The 24,521-nt window shown below is 70.1% G+C and carries 23 protein-coding genes; 4 read left to right on the top strand and 19 right to left on the bottom strand.

Annotated elements, in window-relative coordinates; translation table 11 throughout:
• Position 1: 1 nt before the first annotated feature.
• The 6 genes from ruvX to WFJ01_RS04130 all read right to left on the bottom strand — a co-directional run bounded on the left by ruvX (position 2) and on the right by WFJ01_RS04130 (position 6,989).
• Entirely contained in the window at positions 2 to 475 is a 474-nt protein-coding gene (ruvX, locus tag WFJ01_RS04155) for a Holliday junction resolvase RuvX (RefSeq protein WP_336628301.1), read from the bottom strand.
• Positions 472 to 3,132 (bottom strand): alanine--tRNA ligase, encoded by a 2,661-nt coding sequence (gene alaS / locus WFJ01_RS04150; RefSeq protein ID WP_336628300.1) that lies wholly within the window; start codon positions 3,130 to 3,132, stop codon positions 472 to 474. The genes ruvX and alaS overlap by 4 nt, the downstream gene beginning before the upstream one ends.
• Before the next feature lie 67 nt (positions 3,133 to 3,199).
• Positions 3,200 to 3,391: a hypothetical protein gene (locus WFJ01_RS04145; RefSeq protein ID WP_091734964.1), complete on the bottom strand. Its 192-nt coding sequence runs from the start codon at positions 3,389 to 3,391 to the stop codon at positions 3,200 to 3,202.
• Between the two features lie 140 nt (positions 3,392 to 3,531).
• Positions 3,532 to 4,161 carry a 30S ribosomal protein S4 gene (rpsD, locus tag WFJ01_RS04140; protein WP_251439687.1) on the bottom strand — a complete coding sequence of 210 codons (630 nt, stop codon included), beginning with the start codon at positions 4,159 to 4,161 and terminating at the stop codon, positions 3,532 to 3,534.
• Between the two features lie 153 nt (positions 4,162 to 4,314).
• The gene (locus tag WFJ01_RS04135) at positions 4,315 to 5,646 is read right to left on the bottom strand and encodes an acyltransferase family protein (protein ID WP_336628299.1); all 1,332 of its coding nucleotides are present in this window, start codon (positions 5,644 to 5,646) and stop codon (positions 4,315 to 4,317) included.
• Between the two features lie 5 nt (positions 5,647 to 5,651).
• Positions 5,652 to 6,989, bottom strand: coding sequence for a replication-associated recombination protein A (locus WFJ01_RS04130; protein ID WP_295032539.1), 1,338 nt, complete (start codon positions 6,987 to 6,989; stop codon positions 5,652 to 5,654).
• Positions 6,990 to 7,117: 128 nt separating this feature from the next.
• Between WFJ01_RS04130 and WFJ01_RS04125 the strand changes: the two genes are divergently transcribed.
• From WFJ01_RS04125 to WFJ01_RS04115, 3 genes are all read left to right on the top strand, one after another.
• Positions 7,118 to 7,429: a hypothetical protein gene (locus WFJ01_RS04125; RefSeq protein WP_336628298.1), complete on the top strand. Its 312-nt coding sequence runs from the start codon at positions 7,118 to 7,120 to the stop codon at positions 7,427 to 7,429.
• An 87-nt stretch (positions 7,430 to 7,516) separates the two neighbouring features.
• Entirely contained in the window at positions 7,517 to 9,160 is a 1,644-nt protein-coding gene (locus WFJ01_RS04120; protein ID WP_442928019.1) for a DUF349 domain-containing protein, read from the top strand.
• Between the two features lie 83 nt (positions 9,161 to 9,243).
• A complete protein-coding gene (locus WFJ01_RS04115; protein WP_336628297.1) occupies positions 9,244 to 9,798 on the top strand; it encodes a type IV toxin-antitoxin system AbiEi family antitoxin in 555 nt (184 codons plus the stop codon).
• Between the two features lie 31 nt (positions 9,799 to 9,829).
• On the opposite strand, the gene WFJ01_RS04110 is transcribed toward WFJ01_RS04115, so the two are convergent.
• The 11 genes from WFJ01_RS04110 to pdxS all read right to left on the bottom strand — a co-directional run bounded on the left by WFJ01_RS04110 (position 9,830) and on the right by pdxS (position 20,750).
• Positions 9,830 to 12,091, bottom strand: coding sequence for a RelA/SpoT family protein (locus WFJ01_RS04110; protein WP_336628296.1), 2,262 nt, complete (start codon positions 12,089 to 12,091; stop codon positions 9,830 to 9,832).
• 90 nt (positions 12,092 to 12,181) lie between these two features.
• The gene (gene secF, locus WFJ01_RS04105) at positions 12,182 to 13,183 is read right to left on the bottom strand and encodes a protein translocase subunit SecF (RefSeq protein WP_336628295.1); all 1,002 of its coding nucleotides are present in this window, start codon (positions 13,181 to 13,183) and stop codon (positions 12,182 to 12,184) included.
• Positions 13,183 to 14,910: a protein translocase subunit SecD gene (gene secD / locus WFJ01_RS04100; protein WP_251439673.1), complete on the bottom strand. Its 1,728-nt coding sequence runs from the start codon at positions 14,908 to 14,910 to the stop codon at positions 13,183 to 13,185. The genes secF and secD overlap by 1 nt, the downstream gene beginning before the upstream one ends.
• Before the next feature lie 69 nt (positions 14,911 to 14,979).
• Positions 14,980 to 15,429, bottom strand: coding sequence for a preprotein translocase subunit YajC (locus WFJ01_RS04095; protein ID WP_251439671.1), 450 nt, complete (start codon positions 15,427 to 15,429; stop codon positions 14,980 to 14,982).
• Between the two features lie 72 nt (positions 15,430 to 15,501).
• Positions 15,502 to 16,530 carry a Holliday junction branch migration DNA helicase RuvB gene (gene ruvB, locus WFJ01_RS04090; RefSeq protein WP_336628294.1) on the bottom strand — a complete coding sequence of 343 codons (1,029 nt, stop codon included), beginning with the start codon at positions 16,528 to 16,530 and terminating at the stop codon, positions 15,502 to 15,504.
• Positions 16,523 to 17,140: a Holliday junction branch migration protein RuvA gene (gene ruvA / locus WFJ01_RS04085; RefSeq protein ID WP_292887254.1), complete on the bottom strand. Its 618-nt coding sequence runs from the start codon at positions 17,138 to 17,140 to the stop codon at positions 16,523 to 16,525. Before ruvA ends, ruvB begins: the two co-directional genes overlap by 8 nt.
• Before the next feature lie 9 nt (positions 17,141 to 17,149).
• Positions 17,150 to 17,737 (bottom strand): crossover junction endodeoxyribonuclease RuvC, encoded by a 588-nt coding sequence (gene ruvC, locus WFJ01_RS04080; protein ID WP_336628293.1) that lies wholly within the window; start codon positions 17,735 to 17,737, stop codon positions 17,150 to 17,152.
• A complete protein-coding gene (locus tag WFJ01_RS04075) occupies positions 17,734 to 18,363 on the bottom strand; it encodes a GrpB family protein (RefSeq protein ID WP_336628292.1) in 630 nt (209 codons plus the stop codon). Before WFJ01_RS04075 ends, ruvC begins: the two co-directional genes overlap by 4 nt.
• Positions 18,364 to 18,379: 16 nt before the next feature.
• Positions 18,380 to 19,138, bottom strand: coding sequence for a YebC/PmpR family DNA-binding transcriptional regulator (locus WFJ01_RS04070; RefSeq protein ID WP_251439661.1), 759 nt, complete (start codon positions 19,136 to 19,138; stop codon positions 18,380 to 18,382).
• 104 nt (positions 19,139 to 19,242) lie between these two features.
• Complete coding sequence (pdxT, locus tag WFJ01_RS04065) at positions 19,243 to 19,851, bottom strand: pyridoxal 5'-phosphate synthase glutaminase subunit PdxT (RefSeq protein ID WP_292887264.1); 609 nt, start codon at positions 19,849 to 19,851, stop codon at positions 19,243 to 19,245.
• The gene (pdxS, locus tag WFJ01_RS04060) at positions 19,848 to 20,750 is read right to left on the bottom strand and encodes a pyridoxal 5'-phosphate synthase lyase subunit PdxS (protein ID WP_292887267.1); all 903 of its coding nucleotides are present in this window, start codon (positions 20,748 to 20,750) and stop codon (positions 19,848 to 19,850) included. Before pdxS ends, pdxT begins: the two co-directional genes overlap by 4 nt.
• Before the next feature lie 90 nt (positions 20,751 to 20,840).
• Between pdxS and pdxY the strand changes: the two genes are divergently transcribed.
• Positions 20,841 to 21,692: a pyridoxal kinase PdxY gene (gene pdxY / locus WFJ01_RS04055; RefSeq protein ID WP_336628603.1), complete on the top strand. Its 852-nt coding sequence runs from the start codon at positions 20,841 to 20,843 to the stop codon at positions 21,690 to 21,692.
• Between the two features lie 157 nt (positions 21,693 to 21,849).
• Here pdxY and WFJ01_RS04050 read toward each other — a convergent pair whose 3' ends face one another.
• Positions 21,850 to 22,410 (bottom strand): HIT family protein, encoded by a 561-nt coding sequence (locus tag WFJ01_RS04050; RefSeq protein ID WP_251439638.1) that lies wholly within the window; start codon positions 22,408 to 22,410, stop codon positions 21,850 to 21,852.
• A complete protein-coding gene (gene thrS, locus WFJ01_RS04045) occupies positions 22,407 to 24,335 on the bottom strand; it encodes a threonine--tRNA ligase (RefSeq protein ID WP_336628602.1) in 1,929 nt (642 codons plus the stop codon). The genes WFJ01_RS04050 and thrS overlap by 4 nt, the downstream gene beginning before the upstream one ends.
• Between the last annotated feature and the right edge of the window lie 186 nt (positions 24,336 to 24,521).

Here is a 24,521-nt window from a genome sequence, read left to right as displayed (position 1 = left end):
GTCAGCGGTTCTCCTCGTCGAGAATCAGGGCGACGCCGGCGGGCGCACCCGTGCCCTTCTCCGTGTCGATGGCGTGCTGGAGCAGCACGACGGCGGCGGCTTGATCGACCACGCCGCGGGACGCGCGCTGGCTCCGTCCGGAGGCGCGCAGTGCCTGGTGCGCGGTGACCGTGCTCAGCCGCTCGTCGATCAGGCGCACGGCGCGCCCGCTCGCCTGCGCGAGGGCGGCGGCGAAGGCGCGCGCGTCCGCGGTGGACGCCGTGTCCTCGCCCCGGAGGTTGATCGGCAGCCCGACGACGAGCTCGAGCGGCTCGTACTCCGCGGCGAGCCGGGCGATCCGGGTCACGGACGCGTCGTCGCGGGGCACGGTCTCCACCGGCACCGCCAGCAGGCCGTCGGGATCGCTCCGGGCGACCCCGATCCTGGCCCGTCCGACGTCGATCCCGAGCCGTACACCCCGTCGGAAACCGGTCACGCGCGCCGCAGCTCCTGCTCGATCGCCGCGAAGGCGTCGGGGAGCGCGCTCGCATCCGCCCCGCCCCCCTGGGCGACGTCGTCGCGGCCGCCTCCGCCGCCGCCGAGCACGCCGGCGGCGATCTTGGCGAGGACGCCGGCCTTGGCGCCGGCGGAACGCGCGGCGTCGTTGGTCGCGATGACCACCATCGGGCGGCCGTTGGCGACGCCCGAGATCGCGACGACCGCCGCCGTCGACCCGAAGGTGTCGCGGACGCCGAGCGCGATCTCGCGCACATCGTCCGCTCCGGCCACGGAGCCGAGGTCGTGCGCAACGAACTGCAGGGCGCCGAGAGACGTCGCGGTCTGCGCGATCGCGGGCACCCGGCCGGCGCGCTCGGTCGCTTCGAACTGGGCGATGCGCTTCTCGGCCGCCTTGAGCTGTGCCGCGAGGTCGGCGACGCGCTCGGTGAGCTGCTCCCGCGGAGTCTTCAACGCCGTGCTGAGCTGCGAGACGAGGGCGCGCTCGGCCGCGAACTCGCGGAAGGCGTCCTGACCGACCAGCGCTTCGACACGGCGGTTGGACGCACCGACCGACGACTCGCCGACGAGGTTGATGAGACCGATCTCGGCGCTCGAGGAGACGTGCGTGCCGGCGCAGAGCTCCCGCGACCACGGCCCGCCGATGTCGACCATGCGCACGGTGGATCCGTACTTCTCGCCGAAGAGCGCCATGGCACCCGCCGCCTTCGCGTCGTCGAGCGACATGATCCGCGTGGTGACCTCGAGGCCGTCCTGCACGGCCCGGTTCGCGATCTCCTCGATCTCGGACTTCGTCTCCCCCGACAGCGCCTGGCCCCAGGAGAAGTCGAAACGCAGATAGCCCGCTCGGTTCAGGGATCCGGCCTGCGTGGCGGTCTTGCCCAGGGTGTCGCGCAGCGCCGCGTGCACGAGGTGCGTGGCCGAGTGCGCCTGACGCGCGGCACGGCGGTTGGCCGCGTCGACTGTGGTGGTCGCGGGGGCGTCGACCGACACCACACCGCTGGTGACCTCGACGGTGTGGCTGATCAGCCCCGGTACCGGACGCTGCACGTCCAGCACCTCGAGCGCGTACCCGGGGCCGGTGATGGTGCCCTTGTCCGCGACCTGCCCGCCGGACTCGGCGTACAGCGTGGTCTCGGCCAGGACGATCTCGGCCACCTGACCCTCGACGGCGCTCGTGACCGATGCGCCGTCGACGAGGATCCCGAGCACGGTCGTCGCGGTCTCCAGCTCGTCGTAGCCGAGGAAGGCGGTCTCGCCCTTGGCGCGCAGGTCGCCGTACACGGAGACGTCGGCGATCTGGCGCTTGCGGCTGCGGGCGTCCGCCTTCGCCCTGGCGCGCTGCTCCTGCATGAGCGTGTCGAAGGCGGCGCGGTCGACGTTCAGCCCCGCTTCCTCGGCGATCTCCAGCGTCAGGTCGATCGGGAAGCCGTAGGTGTCGTGCAGCAGGAACGCCTCGGAGCCGTCGAGCGTCGTCGCCCCGGCCTTCTTGGTGTCGGCCAGAGCCAGGTCGAGGATCGTGGATCCCGCGTCGAGCGTGCGACGGAAGGTCTCCTCCTCCGCGGTCGCGGCTGCCGACAGCTGAGCCCAGTCCTGCTCGAGGATCGGGTAGGCCGACTTCATGGCGTCCTTCGACGTGAGGAACAGCTCGCCGAAGACCGGCTCGTCCACGCCCAGCAGGCGCATCGAGCGCACCGTGCGGCGCATGAGACGGCGCAGGATGTACCCGCGGCCCTCGTTGGAGGGGCGCACGCCGTCGGAGAGCAGCATCAGCGAGGAGCGCACGTGGTCGGCCACGACGCGGAAGCGCACGTCGTCGGCGTGCTCGGCGCCGTAGGTGCGTCCGGACAGCTCGACGGCGCGGTCGAGGACCGGGCGGACCTGGTCCGTCTCGTACATGTTCTCGACGCCCTGCTTGAGGAAGGCGACGCGCTCGAGGCCCATGCCGGTGTCGATGTTCTTCATCGGGAGCTCGCCCACGATGTCGAACTCGGTCTTGCCCTGGATGTTCTCGATGAAGTCCTGCATGAACACGAGGTTCCAGATCTCCAGGAAGCGGGTGTCGTCGGCCGCGGGGCCCCCATCCTTGCCGTAGGCGGGGCCGCGGTCGAAGAAGATCTCGCTGTCCGGCCCGCCGGGGCCCGGCTGGCCGGTGTTCCAGTAGTTGTCCGCGCGGCCCAGCCGCTGGATGCGCTCCGGCTTGAGGCCGATGATGTCGCGCCAGATGGCCTCCGCCTCGTCATCGGTCTCGAAGACCGTGACCCAGAGGTCCTTCTCGTCGAAGCCGAGCCCGCCGTCGCTCTCGGAGCTGGTCAGCAGCTCCCAGGCGTAGCGGATCGCGCCTTCCTTGAAGTAGTCCCCGAACGACCAGTTCCCGAGCATCTGGAAGAAGGTGCCGTGGCGGGCAGTGCGGCCGACCTCTTCGATGTCGTTGGTGCGGATGCACTTCTGCAGGTCGGCGATGCGGGGGTGCGGCGCCGGGACCACTCCGGTGAGGTACGGGATCATCGGGACCATCCCCGCCACCGTGAACAGGAGCGAGGGGTCGTCGCTGACGAGAGAGGCCGAGGGCACGATGAGGTGATCGTTCTTCTCGAAGTAGCTCAGGTAGCGCTGCGCGATCTCCGCGGTCTTCATGCTCGTCGAGGGGTCCTTGCTGTCAGGGCGCGCCGGAGCGCGGTTTCGGGAGAGGGAGGGATCCGCGTCAGTCCGCGGTGCTGTCCTGGGTGAGGCGCGCCTCCTGCGCGTGGAACGCGTCGGCGAGGATCCCCGTGAACTCGTTGATCCTGTCGTCGACCGCCGCCAGCACGTCGTGTCCGCGGGGGTCCTTGTTCAGGAAGTGCGCGGCGACGAAGCCGCCGATCACGCCGATGAGGAACCACAGCAGGCTCTTCATGTCACCACCTCCGGGTCGGGCCGCTTGTCACAACGGTCTCCATCGTATGCGCAAACGACGAGGAGGCGCCGGGGACTCCCCCGACGCCTCCTCGGCGTGTGTGCAGAGTTCGCTGAACTCCGACAGCGGTGTCGCTGGACTCAGCGCGCGGCGTAGTACTCGACGACCAGCTGCACGTCGCAGGTCACGGGGACCTCGGCGCGCTTCGGGCGACGGACCAGGCGGGCCTCCAGCTTGTCGAGCTCGACCTCGAGGTAGCCCGGAACCGGGGGCAGCACGTCGGCGTGACCGCCGGCAGCCGCCACCTGGAAGGGCTCGAGGCCCTCGCTCTTGGGCTTGACGTGGATGAGCTGACCTGGCTTCACGCGGAAGGACGGGCGGTCGACGAGCTGGCCGTCGACGAGGATGTGACGGTGCACGACGAGCTGACGCGCCTGCGCGGTGGTACGCGCGAAACCGGCGCGCACGACGAGCGCGTCCAGACGCATCTCGAGCTGCTCGACGAGGTTCTCACCGGTCAGGCCGTCCTTGCGGCGGGCCTCGTTGAACTGGATGACCAGCTGCTTCTCGCGGATGCCGTACTGCTCGCGAAGACGCTGCTTCTCGCGCAGACGGACCGCGTAGTCGCTGTCCTGCTTGCGCTTGGTGCGGCCGTGCTCACCGGGAGCGTAGGGACGCTTCTCGAGGTACTTGGCAGCCTTCGGCGTCAGCGGGATGCCGAGTGCACGGGAAAGACGGACCTTGCGGCGGTCCTGGGACTTCGTAACCACGAAGTGTTCCTTTCGATACGCGGCCGTGTCGGTCACGGCTCGCGGACGTATCGTCTCGATTCCGCCCCTCACGAGCGCACGCCGGGGCGGACGAGAGGGTGGTGCAGGAGTGGAGAGATGCCCGAAAACACGGTTTCGAGCCGATCCATGCTATCAGATCAGGTCTCGTCGGCCGTTCGCCGCGGGCTGCGCGCGAGGAGCGCCCTCGCCCACCGCCGCGGGCGCACCGGGGGCCGGCGCCGATCCCGGGCCGGGGCCGCCCAGCGTCAGCCAGACGATCGACGCGGCCAGCAGCCCGACGGCGACGCCCGTCCCGGGAGTCAGGTACCCCTGCGTCAGCACCCAACCGACGCTCACGACCAGCGCCGCGGTGCAGGCCAGAGCCGCGGTCAGCGGCATGCGGCGGGCGCGCTCCTGCGGCCACAGGACTTCGATACGCGGCACGATCAGGCACAGCAGCGCGATCACGGCGACGATCGCCAGCACCCAGGGGATCCGGGTGACCCACCAGGTCGGGGTGAGCACGGGAGGGAACGGCAGACCGAGGGCGAGCTGCACGCCGACGACCACCGCCATCGCCACGGTGTGCCAGAGGTAGATCACCATCCCGAAGGTGCCGAGGGCGCCGATCGTCAGCAGCACGCCGCGGTTCCGCATGGCGGCGCGGATCGCGGGCTGCAGCAGCGTGAACAGGTACACCTGGGCCAGGCCGAGCAGGAGCAGCAGCACGGTCGGCGGGTTCAGGTTCGCGATCATGTCGGGGTCGTAGTCCATACCGAAGACGGCGACGGCCATGAGGGCGTACGCCGTCACCGCGAGGAGGAGGAGCAGCCAACGCGGGCGCCGGGAGTACCACTGGTCCCGCACGCCGAAACCGAGCTGCTGCACGAACAGCCAGACGAAGAGCCAGTTCAGCGCTCCGATCGGCACGTGCAGATAGCGATCGACGAGATCGACGGCCACGGCGGCCGCCGCCAGGCCGAAGTACGTCGCCCGGGCGGCCCGACGGTGCAGGACCGCCATGAGCGGCACGAACGAGGTGCAGATCGCGTACACCGCGATGAACCACAGCGGCTCTGCGAGCCGGAAGGCGAACGTCCGGAGGAATCCCGGATCCGCCCCGCACATCGCGAGGATCCCGATCGCCGCCAGGACGCCGAGCATCGCGAGCAGCACCGGGCGGGCCAGGCGCAGCATCCTGCCGCGGATGTACTCGGCCGCCGTGCCACCCGTGCCGTGCACGCGCCGCCAGGTCGTGATCCCCGCGAAGCCGCCCGCGATGAAGAAGGTCGGCATGATCATCCCGACCCAGGTGATCGCCGTCAGCGGCTTCCATTCCGCCAGGGCGTTGAACGCGCGCAGCGGGTCGCCGGCGATGCCCATCTGCAGCGCGTGCAGGAGGACGACCACGGGAAGGCAGATCGCCCGGACGAAATCGATCGAGAGGTCGCGGTCCGGCGGGATCCGCGCAACGACACGCGCCATGCGGCCTACTCCTCCCCCAGGATGCGGCGGATCCGCTCCAGCCGCGCCTGCACCTCGCGTTCCGCGCCGAGCGCCTTGGGCTGATAGTAGCGGCGCCCGCGCAGCTCGTCGGGAAGGTACTGCTGCGGCACGATGCCCGCGTCGTTGTCATGGGGATACCGGTAGCCCTTGCCGTGGCCGAGGCGCTTGGCTCCGGGATAGTGGGCGTCGCGGAGGTGCAGGGGCACCCGCCCGAACCCGCCGGCGCGGACGTCGGCGATGGCCGCGTCGATCGCCAGATACGCGGCGTTGGACTTGGCCGTGGTCGCGAGATAGACGGTCGCCTCGGCGAGCGGGATGCGTCCCTCGGGCATGCCGATGAAGGCGACGGCGTCGGCCGCGGCCGTGGCGATCACGAGCGCCTGCGGATCGGCGATGCCGATGTCCTCCGCCGCCGAGATCACGAGGCGCCGTGCGATGAACCGCGGGTCCTCCCCCGCCTCGATCATGCGCGCGAGGTAATGCACCGCGGCATCGACGTCGGACCCGCGGATCGACTTGATGAAGGCGCTGATCACGTCGTAGTGCTCGTCGCCTTGGCGGTCGTAGCGCAGCAGCGCACGGTCCACGGCCTGCGCGACGTCGTCGTCGGTCACGACGGGCGTCTCGTCCTCGGTGAGGCGATCCGGCGAGGCGGCGACCGCGGCCGCCGCCTCCAGGCCCGTGAGCGCCCGGCGTGCGTCGCCCGAGGCGAGACGCACGAGGGCGGCGCGCGCGGTGTCGTCGACCGAGACCCCGCCGTTCAGCCCGCGCGGATCCGCGACGGCCCGGTCGATCAGGACTCCGATGTCGTCGTCGGTGAGCGGCTGCAGGGTGAGCAGGAGCGAGCGGGACAGCAGCGGCGAGATCACCGAGAACGACGGGTTCTCCGTGGTCGCCGCGATGAGGATCACCCAGCCGTTCTCCACGCCGGGCAGCAGCGCGTCCTGCTGAGCCTTCGTGAAGCGGTGGATCTCGTCCAGGAAGAGGATCGTCGACTGTCCGTACAGGTCGCGCTGGTTCAGGGCCTCCTGCATCACCTCTCGTACGTCCTTCACCCCGGCGGTGATCGCGGACAGCTCGACGAAGCGCCGGCCGGACGACCGGGCGATCGCCTGGGCGAGCGTGGTCTTGCCGGTCCCGGGCGGCCCCCAGAGGATCATCGACACGCTGGACGCGGTCTTCGCCGAGGGGTCCGCGAGCGTCACGATGGGCGATCCGGGACGCAGCAGATGCTGCTGACCCGCCACCTCGTCGAGGGAGATCGGGCGCATCCGCACGGCGAGCGGCGTCTGGCCGCTCATCAGCGGGGCTGCAGGAGTCATGCGCTCCAGGCTATCCGCGCCGTGGGACACTCCGCTTCTCGGCCGGCCTCCGCCGATCAGGACCCGCAGCGCACGGCTCGGCAGAGCCGCGCGCGATAGGCTCGGTCCTCGACATCCCGGGAGGATCCATGGCCGCTCGCCGCTCGACGAACGCCCGTGCGCAGCAGGCGCGCGTACAGCAGGAGCGTGCCCGCCTCCATGCGGCGCGGCAGGACCTGCATGAGGGCAGCGTGCGCCGCCGCGTGCGCGACAACACGATCGCCGTCGTCATCGGCGCTCTCGTGGTCGTCGGCGCGGTCGTGAGCCAGGTGGTGCACGCCGAGGCGACCGCCCCCGCGCCGAAGCCGTCCCCGTCGGCCGCCCCGACGTCCACGCCCGCGCCGAGTGTCTCGCCCGTGCCGAGTGCCACGCCGGCGCCCACGGAGACCCCCGCCGGCTGATCGCGCTCCCTCTCGCGGAGACCTCCGGCGTACTAGGCTGAGGCTGTCCTTTCCGCCTCCCGCGGTCCGCCGCGCAAGGAGTTCACCGTGTCCACCGAAGAGCACATCCCCGAAGACCCCGCCGCCGTCGAGCACGCCGAGCCGAACGCCGTCGAAAGCCCGGCTGCGGCCGGCGAGGCGCCGGCCGAAGGCCCGGCCGAGACCGCAGCGGCCGATGCCGCCGAGACGCCCGAGGCCGACGGCGCCGAGGCGCCCGCCGGCGACTCCGCAGCCGACGGCGCAGAAGCCCCCGCCGAGGGTCCCGCAGCCGATGCCGCCGAGGCTCCTGCGGCCGATGCCGCCGAGGCTCCTGCGGCCGATGCCGCCGAGACCCCCGCCGCTGCGGCTCCCGCGCCTCGCCCGACGGCGCTGCCCCGGCCTCCGGCCATGCCGCGGCCGCCCGCATCGTCGATCCGTCCCGCGGCTCCCGCGGCTCCCGCCGTGGCCGTTCCGCGCGGGGCCACCGACGCCGCGGAGTGGGGCCGGGTCACCGAGGACGGCACCGTCTCCGTCCGCGAGGACGACGCCTGGCGCGAGGTCGGGCAGTACCCCGACGGCACTCCCGCCGAGGCGCTGGCCTATTTCGTGCGCAAGTTCGAGGATCTGGCGTTCAAGGTGAACACGCTCGAGCAGCGCGTCCAGGCCGGCGGCTCCGGCGCCGGCGATCTCGCCAAGCAGGCCCAGCACCTCGTCGTCGAGGTGACGGATGCCGCGGCGGTCGGCGATCTCGCCGCGCTCCGCGCGCGCCTCGACGCGCTCACCGGCTCCCTCGCAGACGCCTCGGCCGCCGAGGCGCAGGAGGCGAAGGCCGCCGTCGACGCCGCGATCGCCGAGCGCACCGCGCTCGTGGAGCGCTCCGAGGCCATCGCTGCGCAGGACCTGTCCTCCGTGCAGTGGAAGAAGGTCACGGAGGAGATGGGCGCGCTCTTCGACGCGTGGCAGAGCCACCAGCAGAACGGCCCGCGGCTGCCGAAGGGCACCGCGAACCAGCTCTGGAAGCGGTTCCGCGACGCGCGCGCGACCGTCGACCGCCAGCGCCGCGCCTTCTACGCCGAGCTCGACGAGACCCACAAGGCCGCACGCGACCGCAAGTCGCGCCTGGTGGAGCGTGCCGAGGCCCTCGCGCCGAAGGGCGTCGACGGCATCCCCGCCTATCGCGGCCTGCTCGACGAGTGGAAGGCGGCCGGGCGTGCCGGCCGTAAGGCGGACGACGCGCTCTGGGCCCGTTTCAAGGCCGCCGGGGACGCGCTGTACTCCGCGCGTGCCGAGCAGGCGGCCGCGACCGAGGCGGAGTCCGCGCCCCGTATCGAGGCGCGCACCGCGCTGCTCGAGGAGGCCAAGGCCGTGCGCGACGAGGCGAACCTCACGAAGGCACGCGCCCTGCTCACCCGGATCCAGCGCGACTGGGACGAGGTCGGGCGGATCTTCCCCCGGGAGAAGGAGCGTGCTCTGGACGACCGCCTCCGCGTGATCGAGCAGGAGCTCAAGTCGCGCGAGGACGTCGACTGGAAGCGCAACAACCCCGAGACGAAGGCGCGTGCCGGCGCGATGAGCGAGCAGCTCCTGCAGGCCATCGCCAAGCTCGAGGCCGAGCGCGACGCGGCCGAGAAGTCGGGGAACGCGCGGGCGCTCAAGGAGGCGACCGAGGCGCTCGAGGCGCGTCGCGCCTGGCTCAGCGCGCTCGACGGCTGACCGCGACGGGCGCGAGTCCGGATTGTCCACAGGGCGGGGATTCTCGGATCCCCGCCCTGTCTCGTCTGGCGCACACTGGAGGCATGCTCGGCGCTCTCCTGCACCGCCCCGGCCGGCGGCTCTCCCTGACGGAGCTGTCCGCCGCACGCCTCGACGGTGACGTCGTGGAGCTCGGCGAGGTGTACGCCCCTGCCGATCTCGTGGAGACCCCGGCCCTGCGGGCCGCCTCCCTCGCTCCCCTGATCGAGACGATCCGCGGAGCCGCCTTCGCCGGGATGAGTGCGGCCTGGATCCACGGTGCCGGGGATGCGCCGCCCGAGATGCACGAGGTGCAGAGCGCCACGGGTCGCCGCCTCCGCGCCCCGGCGAACCGCAGGCTCATCGTGCACGATCCGGTGCTGGATCCTGTCGACCTGCAGGATCTCGGCGGTGTCGCCGTGACGACGCCGGAGCGCACCCTCATCGACCTGCTGCGCTGGCCGGCGACGCAGCCGGGACGACGGGTGTGGGCACAGTTGCTCGCCGAGGCCGAGCCGTCGGTCCTGCAGCGCACGGCGCGCCGTCTGGCCGCGACCGATCAGGGTCCCGGACACCAGCGCGTCGCCCGGTTCCTCGCCGCGCACGGCGTCGACGCATGACGCCACGGCACGCGCGGTCTGAGGGCCGGAGTCAGGACGAGGTGACCCGGTACACGTCGTAGACGGCGTCGATCCGGCGCACCGCGTTGAGGACCCGGTCGAGGTGCACCGTGTCCCCCATCTCGAACACGAAGCGACTCAGCGCGAGCCGGTCGTTCGTGGTCTGCACCGTGGCGGAGAGGATGTTGACGTGATGCTCGCTGAGCACCCGCGTGACATCGGACAGCAGGCCCGACCGGTCGAGCGCTTCGACCTGGATCTGCACGAGGAACACGCTGCGGGTGGTCGGCGCCCACTCCACGTCGACCATCCGGTCCTTCTCCACTGACAGCGCCTTCACGTTCACGCAGTCCGAGCGATGCACCGAGACGCCGCTCCCCCGGGTCACGAATCCGACGATGTCGTCGCCGGGCACCGGGGTGCAGCACTTCGCGAGCTTGACGAGGATGTCGGCAGCGCCGCGCACCAGCACGCCGGAATCGCCTTCGCGCGGTATTCGGCTGCGTCCCTGGGCGGGGATGTCGATCGCCCCGGTCGAGGTGTCCTCGGTCGTGGAGATCAGCGCGGTGACCTTCTCCAGCACCGACTGGGTAGAGACGTGCCCTTCGCCGACCGCGGCGTAGAGCGCCGAGACGTCCTCGTAGCGCAGCTGGTGCGCCACCTCGGTGAACGACTCCTGGCTCATCAGACGCTGCAGGGGCAGGTTCTGGCGGCGCATCGCACGGGCGATGGCCTCCTTGCCCTGCTCGATCGCCTCCTCGCGGCGCTCCTTCGTGAACCACCCGCGGATCTTGTTCCGCGCGCGGGTGCTCTTCACGAACGTCAGCCAGTCCTGGCTGGGGCCCGCGTCGGGGTTCTTCGAGGTGAACACCTCGACCACGTCGCCGCTGTTGAGCGCGGTCTCCAGGGGCACGAGGCGCCCGTTGACCTTGGCGCCCATCGTGCGATGGCCGATCTCCGTGTGCACGGCGTAGGCGAAGTCGACCGGCGTGGCGCCCGAGGGCAGTCCGATCACGCGTCCCTTCGGCGTGAAGACGTAGACCTCCTTCGCGCCGATCTCGAAGCGCAGCGAGTCGAGGAACTCGCTCGGATCCGCCGTCTCCGCCTGCCAGTCCGAGATGTGCGCGAGCCAGGTCATGTCGGCGTCTGCCGTGGAGCCCTTGCCGCCGCCGTTCATCCGCTCCTTGTACATCCAGTGCGCGGCGACGCCGAACTCCGCCTGCTGGTGCATCTCGTGCGTGCGGATCTGGATCTCCACCGTGCGTCCGCCGGGGCCGATCACCGTGGTGTGCAGCGACTGGTAGAGGTTGAACTTCGGAGTCGCGATGTAGTCCTTGAACCGGCCGGGCAGCGGAGTCCAGCGGGCGTGGATCGCACCGAGCACCGCGTAGCAGTCCCGCACCGTGCCGACGAGCACGCGGATGCCGATGAGGTCGTAGATGTCGTCGAACTCGCGTCCGCGGACGACCATCTTCTGGTAGACGGAGTAGAGCTGCTTCGGCCGCCCGGCGACCTTGCCGCGGACCCGCAGGTCGCGCAGATCGCTCTCGACCGCGTCGACGACCTCGCGGATGTACTTCTCCCGCTGGGGGGTGCGCTGCTTGATGAGGCTGTCGATCTCGGCGTAGATCTTCGGATGCAGCACGGCGAAGGAGAGATCCTCGAGCTCCGACTTGATCGCCTGGATCCCGAGGCGATGCGCGAGCGGAGCATAGATCTCGAGGGTCTCGGTGGCCTTCTTCGCCGCCTTCTCGGGCGGCACGAAGCCCCACGTGCGCGCGTTGTGCAGGCGATCGGCGAGCTTGATGATCAGGACCCGGATGTCCTTCGACATCGCGACGATCATCTTGCGGACGGTCTCGGCCTGCGCGCTGTCCCCGTACTTGACCTTGTCGAGCTTGGTGACGCCGTCGACCAGCATCGCGACCTCGTCGCCGAACGTCGCGGTGAGCTCGGTCAGGGCGTAGCCGGTGTCCTCGACGGTGTCGTGCAACAGGGCGGCCGCGATCGCCCGCGGGCCGAGGCCGAGATCGGCGAGGATCTGCGCGACCGCGAGCGGATGCGTGATGTACGGCTCACCGCTCTGACGCTTCTGCCCCTGGTGCTTCTCGGCCGCCACGGCGTAAGCGCGCTCGATGATCGCGAGATCTCCGCGCGGGTGGTTCTGCCGCACCGTGCGGATGAGGTTGTCGAGGTCGTTGATCCGGGGCGCGCGCGAGAAGATGCGGGGCACGAGCCTGCGCAGACTCGATCCCTGTGCCGGCGCCCCCGGCGTCGTCCCGACCTCGCTCATCCGACCTCCAGGCAGATCATCCTACAAGCGCCCAGGAGCGCGGGATCCCGTGCAGGGGCGACGACTGCCCGTCGCCGACCCTGCGGGGCATCAGACCTCGACCGCGCTGACCGTCGCGCGCTCGCGGGCCGCGAGCACGCGCTTGTCGTGCTCGCGGATGGCCGGCTCGTTCTCGCGGAACAGGGAGTACAGCGGAGCCGCGACGAACAGCGTCGAGTACGCGGCCACGATGATGCCCACGAAGATCGACAGCGAGATGTCCGTCAGCGTCTGCGCACCCAGCCAGAACGCGCCGATGAAGAGGATCGCACCGACTGGGAGCGCCGCGATGACCGCCGTGTTGATCGAGCGGATCAGCGTCTGGTTCACGGCGAGGTTCACGGCCTCGCCGAACGTGCGCGACGACTTCGTGCCCTCTTCGCTCGTGTTCTCGCGGATCTTGTCGAACACGACCGTGGTGTCGTAGAGCGAGTAGGCGAGGATCGTCAGGAAGCCGATCACCGCCGCCGGCGAGATCTCGAACCCGGCCAGGGCGTACACGCCGACCGTGATGACGAGCACGTCGAGCAGGCCGAGGATGGACGCCGCCGACATCTTCCAGGTGCGGAAGTAGATCGCCAGGATCAGGAACGTCAGCGCGAGGAAGATCGCGAGGCCCCACAGCGACTGACGGGTCACCCCCTCGCCCCAGCTCGGGCCGATGAACGAGGTGTTCACCTTGTCCACGGAGACCCCGTAGGCCTTCGCGAGGGCGGCCGCGACGTCGTGGCTCTGCTGCTCGCTCTTGAGCTGAGCCGTCTGCACGCGGATGTCGCGGTTGTTGACCGTGGTCACCTTCGTGGTGACGTTCGGCAGCACCGAGCGCACCGCCGTCGTCGCGATGTCCTGGTTGCGGTTCGCCGGAGCCTCGACGGTGAATTGGGATCCGCCGGTGAACTCGATCGAGAACTGCACCGGGCGGAACAGCGGCACGAGCGCCGAGCCCACGACGAGCAGGATCGCGATGATGAACCAGAGCCGCCGTCTCCCGACGAAGGGGAAGGAGGTCTTGCCGGAGTAGAGATCGTTGCCGAGCTCGTTCATGGAGCGCATCAGTCGTTCTCCCCGTTCCGGCTCGCGCCCTGGTCCGCGGTGGCCTGGGCCTCCGCGCGCTTTCGTTCGGCGATCGTCTGGCGGCGCTCCGCCTCACCGCGCGAGCGGCCGGCACGGGCTGCCTTGCCCTGGGAGGCCGTGGCCACCGCACGGTACTCGGTGCGTCCACGGTAGACCGCTCCCAGCGCCTCCGGATCCATCCCGGAGAGCGGGTGACCGTTGCCGAAGAACCGGGTACGGGCCAGGAGCTGCATGACCGGGTGCGTGAAGACCACGAAGATCAGCACGTCGATGAGGGTCGTGAGACCGAGCGTGAAGGCGAAGCCCTTGACCGTCGCGTCGGCGAGGATGTACAGCACCACGGCCGCGAGGATGTTAATCGACTTGGAGATGTAGATCGTGCGCTTGGCGCGGCTCCAGCCGTCCTCCACCGCACCGGTGATGGACTTCCCGTCGCGCAGCTCGTCCCTTATTCGCTCGAAGTAGACGATGAACGAGTCCGCCGTGAATCCGATCGACACGATCAGACCGGCCACACCGGCCAGCGACAGCCGGAAGCCCATGCGCCAGCCCAGGATGCAGATGAGCACGTAGGTGATGACCGCCATCACGGCGATCGAGGCGATGATGACGAAGCCGAGCGCGCGATAGCTGAGCAGCGAGTAGATCGCGACGAGCCCGAGGCCGATGAGTCCGGCGATGAGGCCGATCTGCAGCTGCTGGGAGCCGAGGGTCGCGGAGATGGTGTCGGAGCTCTGCACCGTGAAGCTGAGCGGCAGCGCACCGAACTTGAGCTGGTCGGCCAGGCTCTTCGCGGTCTCCTGGGTGAACGAGCCGCTGATCGACGGGCGTCCGTCGAGGATGACGCCGTTCATGGTCGGTGCGGAGATGACCGACCCGTCGAGCACGAAGGCGAACTGGTTGCGCGGCGTCTGGTTCTGCTGCGTGAAGGCGTAGAGGCGCTGGCTGACCTTGCCGAAGGCGTCGGTGCCCTTGCCGTCGAAGGTCAGGTTGACCTCCCACTGGCCGTTCTGCTGGTTCAGGCCGGCCGTCGCATCCTTGATCGACGTGCCGTCGAGCTCCACAGGCCCGAGCAGGTACTTGGCCTGCCCGCTGCTGTCGCAGGCGATGAGCGGCTGATCCGTCGGCTGCTTCGCGGCGTCGCGCTTCGTCTTGCAGTCGAAGGCGAGGAACTCGGCCTGCAGCTTCGGCGTCACCCACGACATGTCGCTGCCGTCAGTGGGCGACGGCGACGGCGTGGAGGCGAGGCCCGGGGCCGGAGTCGGGTACGGCGTCGACTTGCCGTCATCGCCCACGAAGGAGGTGGACGGACTGGTCGCCGCCAGCACCGCGCGCAGCTCCATCTTGGCGCTCGCCTGGATCCGGTTGCGCGTCGCCTCATCCGCCTTGCCGGCGATCTGGACGACGATGTTGCGCCCGCCCTCGGTCGTGATGTCGGACTCGCCGACTCCCGAGGCGTCGACGCGCTGACGGATGATCTGCGCGGCCTGCGTGAGCTGGTCGGCGTTCGGATCCTTGCCGTCGGCGGTCTGGGCGCTGAGGATGATCTGCGTGCCGCCCTGCAGGTCCAGGGCCAGCTGAGGCGTCCACGAGCTCTTGCCGAAGCCGTACACGCCGAGGGCGTTCAGTCCGAACAGGACGCCGATGGCGATGAGCAGGCCGAGCAGGACCCGCCAGGCGTGCTTGACGGGAGAAGACGATGCCACGAAGGTTCTTCGCTTTCTGAGGGGGACGGTCTGTCCGGAGGGACGGTCGTGCGCCGGGCGGGGCGCGCGTCAGTTCTTGTCGTCGGCTTCGCGCTCCAGGCGCGCGCGGGTCTCCTCGGCCGACTCGATGCGGATGTCCCCGGCACGCTCGTCCAGCGGAGTGTGCTCGTCCAGCGGCGTCTGCTCGTCGAGCGGCGTGTGCGCGCTCTCCTCGACCGGGGCGGGCTGCTCCTCGTCGACGATGCGCAGGATCGCCTGCGAGTGCACCTCGATGACCACTCCGGGTGCGATCTCGACCTTCGCAGGACGGTCCAGGTTCTCCGGGTCGAACTCGACGATCGTGCCGTACAGGCCGCCCTGGAGCAGCACCCGGGCGCCGGGCACCGTCTCCTGGGCCTTCTTCTCCTGCTCCTCCTTCATCCGCTTGTTGCGGCGGCGCGTGGAGAACACCATGAAGACGAGCAGGATGGCCAGAACGAAGAACAGGCCGTACTGCGAGAAGAAGGTCGCGATATTCATGCGAGCGGTGCACCTTTCGGGCATGCGCCATCGATGGCGCACAGAAATGGGGACGGTGGAAGTCTTCAGCGATTATAGGTCATCGAACAACGCGGCCCCCTCGGGGTGCGCCGCTCCGAGATGCGCATAGGCCTCGGGCATCGCGATGCGACCCCGGGGCGTGCGACCGAGGAAGCCGATCCGCACGAGGTACGGCTCGACCACGCTCTCGATGGTGTCGGCCTCCTCCCCGACCGAGACGGCGAGGGTGCTGAGCCCCACCGGCCCTCCGCGGAATCGGCGCACGATGGCGTCCAGGACGGCGCGGTCGAGTCGGTCGAGTCCGATGCGGTCGACGTCGTAGAGCTCGAGCGCGGCGCGCACGTCGTCGACGGACGCGGACGCTCCCTCGCCGTGTACGAGGGCGTAGTCGCGGACGCGGCGCAGAAGCCGGTTGGCGATGCGCGGAGTGCCGCGGGAGCGCCGGGCGATCTCGGCGCGGGCCACCGCCGGCACGCCCACTCCCAGGACGATCGCCGAGCGCTCCACGACGCGCTCGAGCTCATCCGGCTCGTAGTACTCGAGGTGCGCGGTGAAGCCGAACCGGTCGCGCAGCGGATTGGGCAGCAGGCCCGATCGTGTCGTCGCCCCGACGAGCGTGAACGGCGCGAGCTCGAGCGGGATGCTCGTCGCCCCGGCCCCCTTGCCCACCATGATGTCGATGCGGAAGTCCTCCATCGCGAGGTACAGCATCTCCTCTGCGGAGCGCGCCATCCGATGGATCTCGTCGATGAACAGCACCTCGCCCGGCGTCAGGCTGCTGAGCAGTGCCGCGAGGTCGCCCGCGTGCTGGATCGCCGGGCCGCTGGACATCCGCAGCGGGCGGCCGCTCTCGTGCGCCACGATCATCGCGAGCGTGGTCTTGCCCAGCCCCGGAGGGCCGGAGAGCAGGATGTGATCGGCCGGCCGATCCTGGATCCGCGCGGCCTCGAGCAGGAGCTTCATCTGCCCGCGGACCTTGTGCTGTCCGACGAACTCGTCCAGGCTCGACGGGCGCAGCGCGCCCTCGATGGCGAGCTCGGCCTCGTCGACGGCCTGGCCGGAATCCTGGAACTCAACCACGGCCGGCCCCGCCCTGCGCGGGGCCGAGCGACGCGAGCGTGCGCCGCAGGAGCAGCGCCACGGATCCGCGTTCGGTCTCGCTCGCCTCGGTCGTGCTCCGTTCGGCGGCTTCGGCGGCGACGCGCTCGGACCAGCCGAGGCCGATGAGGGCCGCGATCAGCTGCGTGCCGATCTCGTCGGGGATCGAGGCCGTCGCGGGTGCCGCGACGGGGGCCTGCAGCTTGCCGGTGAGCTGCACCACGATGAGCTTCGCGGTCTTCGGGCCGATCCCGGAGACCCGGCGGAAGGGCGCATCGTCGTCCGCGGCGACCGCGGTCGCGATCTGGTCGACCGAGAGATGCGAGAGCACCCCGAGGGCGGACTTCGGCCCCACCCCCGTGACGGAGAGCAGGTGGCCGAAGACCTCGAGCTCTGCGGAGTCCGCGAAGCCGTAGAGCGACAGGGCATCCTCGCGCACGATCAGCGAGGTGTGCAGGCGCAGCTCGTGCCCCACTCGGGCGGTGTGTGCGACATCGCCCGGAACCGCGACCGAGAAGCCGACTCCCCCGACCTCGATGATGACGGAGTCCGTGGTCGCGGACAGCACGGTGCCACGCAGGGAGGAGATCATGTGAGCAGTCTACGCACGTGCTCGTAGGTATGTTCGAGCGACACGCTCCGCATCGGCCCAGGCCTTCTGGGCCGGCGTCTGCGCGCCACCCTCGCCCGCCGCGCCGATCAGACCGGGCCCGCGCCACGCGTGGCACAGAGCGATCGCGAGGGCATCCGCCGCATCGGCGGGCTGCGGCGGCGCATCGAGCCGCAGGATGCGCGCGATCATCGCCTGCACCTGCTTCTTGTCGGCGGAGCCGTATCCGGTCACGGCCGCCTTCACCTCGCTCGGCGTGTGGGTGGCGGCGGGGAGACCGTGCTCGGCGGCGACGAGCAGCGCGACGCCGCTGGCCTGGGCCGTGCCCATGACAGTATGCGTGTTCTGCTGGGCGAAGACCCGTTCCACGGCCACCGCATCCGGTGCATGCTCGGCGATCACCGCGCGGATCCCCGCGGCGACCGCGGCGAGCCGCTCTCCGATCGGCGCATCCACCGGGGTGCGGATCACGCCCACGTGCACGAGCGTGCCGCGGCGCATCGGGTCGACGTCGACCACGCCGACGCCGCAGCGCGTGAGGCCGGGGTCGATGCCCAGTACCCGTCGTACTCCGCTCATCCCTCCAGGCTAGGCGCGGATCCGCCACTCGTCGCCGAGGCGCGCGGCCAGCCCATAGCCGCCTGCGCGCGGTCCATGAACACGCTCTTCGCCCTCGTGTAGTCGTCGTAGTCGGCAGCGGCGGCGTTGTCCTCCGCGAGCTTTCGCTTCAGCCGCTCGTATTCGTCTCGGGCCGCGGGATCCGCGCGCAGCCAGTCGCGGAAGGCGACGACGAAGTCGGCGAACGGCGAGTCGGCGCGCCGCACGTGCAGGATCAGCCCCTGCGCCGGTCCCGTCCGATCCAGCTCCCGGAAGTAGAGCAGCTTCTCATGGTGACGGGCGTCGGATCCGGGTCGAGGCGTGTCGACATCGACCCCCGGGGAGTCGGGCCGGGATCCGCGCGCCCTCTCGATCCGGAGCGACCCGAGCGCCGCGCTGACCGCGGCTTCATCGGGGATCACCGGGACGAGGAGCTGGAGGTCCAGGTACGCCTTGGCGGCGAGGCCCGGCACTGCGGTGGATCCGATGTGCTGGAACCCCGCGACGGCGATTCCGGCCTGCGCGAACGCCTCCCGGATCCACCGGATCCAGCGCGAAGCGACCGATGGCCACGCCGGATCGTACGGGACGATCTCCGGCGCGGCCATCGAAGGATCTCGCGGCTTACTCGTCGTTCTCGAGCTCGGCCTGCACCTCGGGCGTGAGGTCGAAGTTCGCGTAGACGTTCTGCACGTCGTCGCTGTCCTCGAGCGCGTCGATGAGGCGGAAGATCTTGCGCGCGGCCTCGGCGTCGATCTCCACCTTGAGGTTGGGGACGAACTCGACGTCGGCGGACTCGTACTCGATGCCCGCCTCCTGGAGGGCGGTGCGCACCGCGACCAGGTCGGACGCGTCCGTGATGATCTCGAAGCCCTGCGCGTGCGGCTCGATCTCCTCGGCGCCGGCCTCGAGCGCCGCCATCATGACGTCGTCCTCGGTGGTGTTCTCGCCCTCGACGACGATCACGCCCTTGCGGGTGAAGTTGTAGGCCACGCTTCCCGGGTCGGCGAGGGTTCCGCCGTTGCGGCTCAGCGCGGTGCGGACCTCGGCGGCGGCGCGGTTCTTGTTGTCGGTCAGACACTCGATCATGAGCGCGACGCCGTGGGCGCCGTAGCCCTCGTACATGATCGAGGAGTACTCGACCGACTCGCCGCCGATGCCGGCGCCGCGCTTGATGGCGCGGTCGATGTTGTCCTTCGGGACGGAGGTCTTCTTCGCCTTGAGCACGGCGTCGAACAGCGTCGGGTTACCGGCCTGGTCGGGTCCGCCGAGCTTCGCGGCGACCTCGATGTTCTTGATGAGCTTGGCCCAGGACTTGGCACGGCGCGCGTCGATGACGGCCTTCTTGTGCTTGGTCGTGGCCCACTTGGAATGCCCGGACATATGTCTCCCGCTCGTATCCGCCCTGTGGTTCATCCCGCCAGGGCATCGTCCATTCTAGAAGATCCGCGCTCCGGGCACCGACGGTCGGCGCGATACCGCCGGGATCAGGCCGCCGCGACGGCGCGGCGCGCCTCGACCAGCTCCAGGAACCGCGCATGCAGACGCGTCTCGCCGTTCATCTCGGGATGGAAGCTCGTGCCGAGCAGGTTCCCCTGCTGCACCGCCACCACACCCCCGTCGGGCAGGGCGGCGATCGCCGAGGCGCCCGGCCCCACCCGCGTGATGAGGGGCGCCCGGATGAACGTCGCGTCCACCGGCTCGTCGATGCCGTCGACGTCCAGGGTCGTCTCGAAGGACTCGACCTGGCCGCCGAACGCGTTGCGCGCGACGGTGACGTCGAGCCCGCCGAAGGTGAGCTGCCCGTCGATCGCCCCCTCGATCTCGTCGGCGAGGAGGATCAGCCCGGCGCACGTGCCGTAGACCGGCAGGCCGTCGGCGATGAGCGCACGCAGCGGATCCCGCACCCCGAAGATCCGGGACAGCTTGTCGATCACACTCGACTCGCCGCCCGGGATCACCAGGCCGTCGAGCCCGTCCAGCTGCTCGGGGCGGCGCACGGGAACCGCCTCCGCCCCGAGCGCGGTGAGGATCGCGGCGTGCTCGCGCACATCACCCTGCAGCGCGAGCACGCCGATCCGCACGGGAGATGTCACCAGCCGCGCTCCGCGAGACGGTGCGGGGCGGGAAGGTCCGCCACGTTGATGCCGACCATGGCCTCGCCGAGGCCCCGGGAGACCTGCGCGATCACGGCGGGGTCGTCGTAGGCTGCGGTCGCCTTCACGATCGCCGCGGCGCGGGCCGCCGGGTCGCCCGACTTGAAGATGCCGGATCCGACGAACACGCCGTCGGCGCCGAGCTGCATCATCATCGCCGCGTCGGCGGGAGTCGCCACTCCCCCGGCCACGAACATGACCACGGGCAGCGCGCCCTTCTCGGCGACCTCTGCGACCAGCTCGTAGGGCGCCTGCAGCTCCTTGGCGGCGACGTACAGCTCGTCCTTGGACAGGGTGGTCAGGCGTGCGATCTCGCCGCGGATCGTGCGGATGTGCTTCATGGCCTCGGAGACGTCACCGGTGCCGGCCTCGCCCTTGGAGCGGATCATCGCCGCGCCCTCGGTGATGCGGCGCAGCGCCTCGCCCAGGTTGGTCGCACCGCAGACGAAGGGCACGGTGAAGCCCCACTTGTCGATGTGGTTGACGTAGTCGGCCGGCGAGAGCACCTCGGACTCGTCGATGTAGTCGACGCCGAGCTCCTGCAGCACCTGCGCCTCGACGAAGTGGCCGATGCGCGCCTTCGCCATCACCGGGATCGACACGGCGGAGATGATCCCGTCGATCATGTCGGGATCGCTCATGCGCGACACGCCGCCCTGGGCGCGGATGTCGGCGGGCACCCGCTCGAGGGCCATGACGGCGACGGCACCCGCGTCCTCCGCGATCTTCGCCTGCTCGGGAGTGACGACGTCCATGATGACGCCGCCCTTGAGCATCTCGGCGAGGCCGCGCTTGACGCGGCCGGTTCCGGTGGTCGATTCGGGTGCAAGTTCTGTCATAGGACAGATCATACGCTGTCTGGCACGCGTCCCGGCACCGCGCAGACAGTGGCGCGGGATCCCCGCCTCAAGTGAGAGGATCGAGGGATGCTGAAGGTGCTCTCCATCCAGTCCGCCGTCGCTTACGGCCATGTCGGCAACTCCGCCGCGGTGTTCCCGCTGCAGCGCATCGGCGTCGAGGTCCTCCCCGTCTACACGGTGAACTTCTCCAACCACACCGGCTACGGCGCCTGGCGCGGGCCGATGATCGCCCCGGACGACGTCCGCGAGGTCATCACCGGGATCGAGGAGCGCGGCGTGCTCGGCGAGATCGACGCGGTGCTGAGCGGCTATCAGGGCGGCGAGGGCATCGGCGACGTGATCGTCGACGCCGTCGCCAGGGTCAAGGCCGCCAACCCGAACGCGGTGTACGCGTGCGACCCCGTCATGGGCAACGCCAAGTCGGGCTGCTTCGTCGCTCCCGCGATCCCCGTGCTGCTGCGCGACAAGGTCGTGCCCGTCGCCGACATCATCACCCCGAACCAGTTCGAGCTGGGCTTCCTCACGGGCACCGAGCCGGACACGCTCGAATCGACGCTCGCCTCGGTCGACGCGGCGCGTGCGATGGGCCCGAACACCGTGCTGGTGACGAGCGTCGAGCGCCCCGACCGCGAAGAGGGCACGATCGAGATGCTGGCCATCGACGACAAGGGCGCCTGGCTCGTCGCCACGCCGCACCTGCCGATGAAGGCCAACGGATCCGGCGACGTCACCGCGGCGCTCTTCACCGCGCACTACGTCGAGACGAAGGACGCGAAGACGGCCCTCGAACGGACCGTGTCGAGCGTGTACGAGCTGCTCAGGCTCACCCTGGAGTCGGGCGCGCGTGAGCTGCAGCTCATCCCCGCACAGGAGTTCTACGCGAACCCGCCGCTGCAGTTCGCGGCACGTCAGGTGCGCTGAGCCGATCCGGGCCGGTCGCGCGACGCGGATGCGACCCCGCGCGGAGAACGGGTGGATCGCCCGAGATGAGGTGGATCCTGATGAAGGCGCCTGATCTCGGGCGATCCACCTGATCTCGGGCGAGGCACGGTCCGGCGCGCCGAGCGCCGTCCCGGGCTCAAGCGGGCCAGGCGTCCGCGACCGTGTTGCGCACGTCGCCCAGCAGCTGCGGCAGGGCCTTGGTCTTCGCGATGATCGGGAAGAAGTTGGCGTCGCTGTTCCACCGCGGCACCACGTGCTGGTGCAGGTGCGCGTCCACGCCGGCACCCGCGATGGCCCCCTGGTTCATGCCGAGGTTGAAGCCGTCGCAGCGCGAGGTCGCCTTGAGCACGCGCATCGCGATCTGGGTGAGCTCGCCGATCTCCGCGACCTCCTCGGCCGTCGCCTCGTCGTAGGTCGCGATGTGCCGGTACGGGCACACGAGCAGATGTCCCGAGTTGTACGGGAACAGGTTCAGCAGCACGTATGCGGTGCGTCCACGGGCGACGATGAGCCGCTCCTCGTCCGGATGCTTCGGCGCCTCGCAGAACGGGCACTCCTCGCGCAGCGGCTCCGGGCCCGCCTGGATGTACGCCATCCGATGCGGCACCCACAGGCGCTGGAACTCGTCGGGGACGCCGGCGAGGTGCGCGGCGTCTTCCAGCTGCGCGCCCGCGCCCGCGTCCCCGACGTCGCTCATGCCAGGTCGCCGGCGGTCTGGATCAGCGCGTGACTCTCGATCGCCCGACGCACGCGGTCGACGGCCTCCGCGAGCGGAACGCCGTTCTCCTGGGTGCCGTCGCGGAACCGGAACGAGACCGTGCCCGCAGCCCGGTCCTGCTCCCCTGCGATGAGGATGAGCGGGACCTTGCCCGTGGTGTGGTTGCGGATCTTCTTCTGCATGCGCTCGTCCGAGTGGTCGACCTCGGCGCGCACACCCGCCGCGCGCAGAGCGGCGACGGCGTCGTCGAGATAGTCGGCGAACGTGTCGGCGACGGGGATCCCGACGACCTGCACCGGCGAGAGCCACAGCGGGAAGTCGCCCGCGTAGTGCTCGAGCAGGATCGCGAAGAACCGCTCGATCGAACCGAAGAGGGCCCGGTGGATCATGATCGGGCGCTTCTTCTGCCCGTCCTTGTCGGTGAACTCGAGTCCGAAGCGCTCCGGCAGGTTCGGGTCGACCTGCACCGTGGACAGCTGCCACACCCGGCCGATCGCGTCGGTCGTCTTGAGATCGATCTTCGGACCGTAGAAGGCCGCCTCACCGGGGACCTCGGTGAGCTTCAGACCGGACGCCAGGGCCACGTTGCGCAGCGCGTTCGTGGAGTACTCCCAGAACTCGTCGGAGCCGATCCACTTGTCCTTCTCGTCGTCGCGCATCGAGAGCTCGAGCTCGAAGTCGTTGAGACCGAAGTCGCGCAGCATCGACAGGATGAACTCGAGGACCTTCGTGACCTCGGCCTCGAGCTGGTCCGGCGTCACGAACAGGTGCGAGTCGTCCTGGGTGAAGCCGCGCACGCGCGTGAGGCCGTGCAAGGCTCCGGAGAGCTCGTTGCGGTAGACGGTGCCGTTCTCGGCGAACCGCAGCGGCAGGTCGCGGTAGCTGCGCGCACGCTCCTTGTAGATGAGGATGTGCATCGGGCAGTTCATGGGCTTCAGGTAGTAGTCCTGGCCCTGCTTCGTGACGTGCCCAGCCTCGTCGCGCTCCTCGTCCATCCGGATCGGCGGGAACATGCCGTCGCGGTAGGTGACGAGGTGGTTGGACGTGAGGAAGAGGTCTTCCTTGGAGATGTGCGGCGTGTACACGTAGGTGTAGCCGTCGGCGATGTGCCGACGACGCGCATGCTGCTCCATCTCGCCGCGGATGATGCCGCCCCGCGGATGCCAGACGGACAGACCGGATCCGATCTCGTCCGGGAACGAGAACAGGTCGAGCTCCTTGCCCAGGCGGCGGTGGTCGCGCTTGGCCGCCTCCTCCAGGCGCTGCTGGTAGGCGCGCAGCTCGTCCTTGGTCGGCCAGGCCGTGCCGTAGATGCGCTGCAGCTGCGGGTTCTTCTCGGATCCGCGCCAATAGGCCGCGGCGATCCGCGTGAGGTCCCAGCCGTTGCCGATCATGCGGGTGTTCGGCAGGTGCGGGCCGCGGCAGAGATCCTTCCAGACGACCTCGCCGTCCTTGGCCACGTTGTCGTAGATGGTGAGCTCGCCCTCGCCCACCTCGACCGAGGCGCCCTCGGTCTTGTCGGCGCCGGGACCCTTGAGCCCGATGAGCTCGAGCTTGAACGGCTCGTCGGCGAGCTCGGCACGCGCCTCGTCGTCGCTCACGACCCGGCGCACGAAGCGCTGGCCCTCGCGCTGGATCCGCTGCATCTCCTTGGAGATCGCCTTGACGTCCTCCGGCGTGAACGGGGTGTCCACGCCGAAGTCGTAGTAGAAGCCGTCGGTGATGGGCGGGCCGATGCCGAGGTTGGCCTGAGGCTTGATGCGCTGCACGGCCTGGGCGAGCACGTGGGCGGTGGAATGGCGCAGGATCGCGAGGCCCTCGGGGCTGTCGATCGTGATGGGCTGGACGTCGTCGTCCTCGTTGACGAGGGCGGCGAGGTCCTTCTGCTGCCCGTTGACGAGCATGGCGATCACGGAGCGATCGCTGTACGGGCCGTTCGCGCCGTAGAGCGCGAAGCCGTCGCAGGGGTAGGACGGCGATGCGGGGGCGGACACAGGGTTCTCAGACAAAGGAAGTTCTCCAGTTTGGCGATGGTCTCGGCTCAGCTTCGGGCGCGTCGGCGCCCTGCCCGCTCAGGCCCTGAGAGTTCG

This window comes from Microbacterium sp. MMO-35, assembly GCF_037147555.1.
Taxonomy (GTDB): Bacteria; Actinomycetota; Actinomycetes; order Actinomycetales; family Microbacteriaceae; genus Microbacterium.
Note: the sequence above shows the minus strand (reverse complement) of the source record. Positions and strands in the feature narration are given on the sequence as shown.

Excerpts from the sequence above, each read along its gene's own strand:
- alaS (WP_336628300.1), bottom strand. The coding sequence starts at position 3,132 with ATGAAGACCGCGGAGATCGCGCAGCGCTACCTGAGCTACTTCGAGAAG.
- WFJ01_RS04145 (WP_091734964.1), bottom strand. The coding sequence starts at position 3,391 with ATGAAGAGCCTGCTGTGGTTCCTCATCGGCGTGATCGGCGGCTTCGTC.
- WFJ01_RS04135 (WP_336628299.1), bottom strand. The coding sequence starts at position 5,646 with ATGGCGCGTGTCGTTGCGCGGATCCCGCCGGACCGCGACCTCTCGATC.
- WFJ01_RS04130 (WP_295032539.1), bottom strand. The coding sequence starts at position 6,989 with ATGACTCCTGCAGCCCCGCTGATGAGCGGCCAGACGCCGCTCGCCGTG.
- WFJ01_RS04125 (WP_336628298.1), top strand. The coding sequence starts at position 7,118 with ATGGCCGCTCGCCGCTCGACGAACGCCCGTGCGCAGCAGGCGCGCGTA.
- WFJ01_RS04115 (WP_336628297.1), top strand. The coding sequence starts at position 9,244 with ATGCTCGGCGCTCTCCTGCACCGCCCCGGCCGGCGGCTCTCCCTGACG.
- WFJ01_RS04110 (WP_336628296.1), bottom strand. The coding sequence starts at position 12,091 with ATGAGCGAGGTCGGGACGACGCCGGGGGCGCCGGCACAGGGATCGAGT.
- secF (WP_336628295.1), bottom strand. The coding sequence starts at position 13,183 with ATGCGCTCCATGAACGAGCTCGGCAACGATCTCTACTCCGGCAAGACC.
- WFJ01_RS04095 (WP_251439671.1), bottom strand. The coding sequence starts at position 15,429 with ATGAATATCGCGACCTTCTTCTCGCAGTACGGCCTGTTCTTCGTTCTG.
- ruvA (WP_292887254.1), bottom strand. The coding sequence starts at position 17,140 with ATGATCTCCTCCCTGCGTGGCACCGTGCTGTCCGCGACCACGGACTCC.
- ruvC (WP_336628293.1), bottom strand. The coding sequence starts at position 17,737 with ATGAGCGGAGTACGACGGGTACTGGGCATCGACCCCGGCCTCACGCGC.
- WFJ01_RS04075 (WP_336628292.1), bottom strand. The coding sequence starts at position 18,363 with ATGGCCGCGCCGGAGATCGTCCCGTACGATCCGGCGTGGCCATCGGTC.
- WFJ01_RS04070 (WP_251439661.1), bottom strand. The coding sequence starts at position 19,138 with ATGTCCGGGCATTCCAAGTGGGCCACGACCAAGCACAAGAAGGCCGTC.
- pdxS (WP_292887267.1), bottom strand. The coding sequence starts at position 20,750 with ATGACAGAACTTGCACCCGAATCGACCACCGGAACCGGCCGCGTCAAG.
- WFJ01_RS04050 (WP_251439638.1), bottom strand. The coding sequence starts at position 22,410 with ATGAGCGACGTCGGGGACGCGGGCGCGGGCGCGCAGCTGGAAGACGCC.
- thrS (WP_336628602.1), bottom strand. The coding sequence starts at position 24,335 with ATGCTCGTCAACGGGCAGCAGAAGGACCTCGCCGCCCTCGTCAACGAG.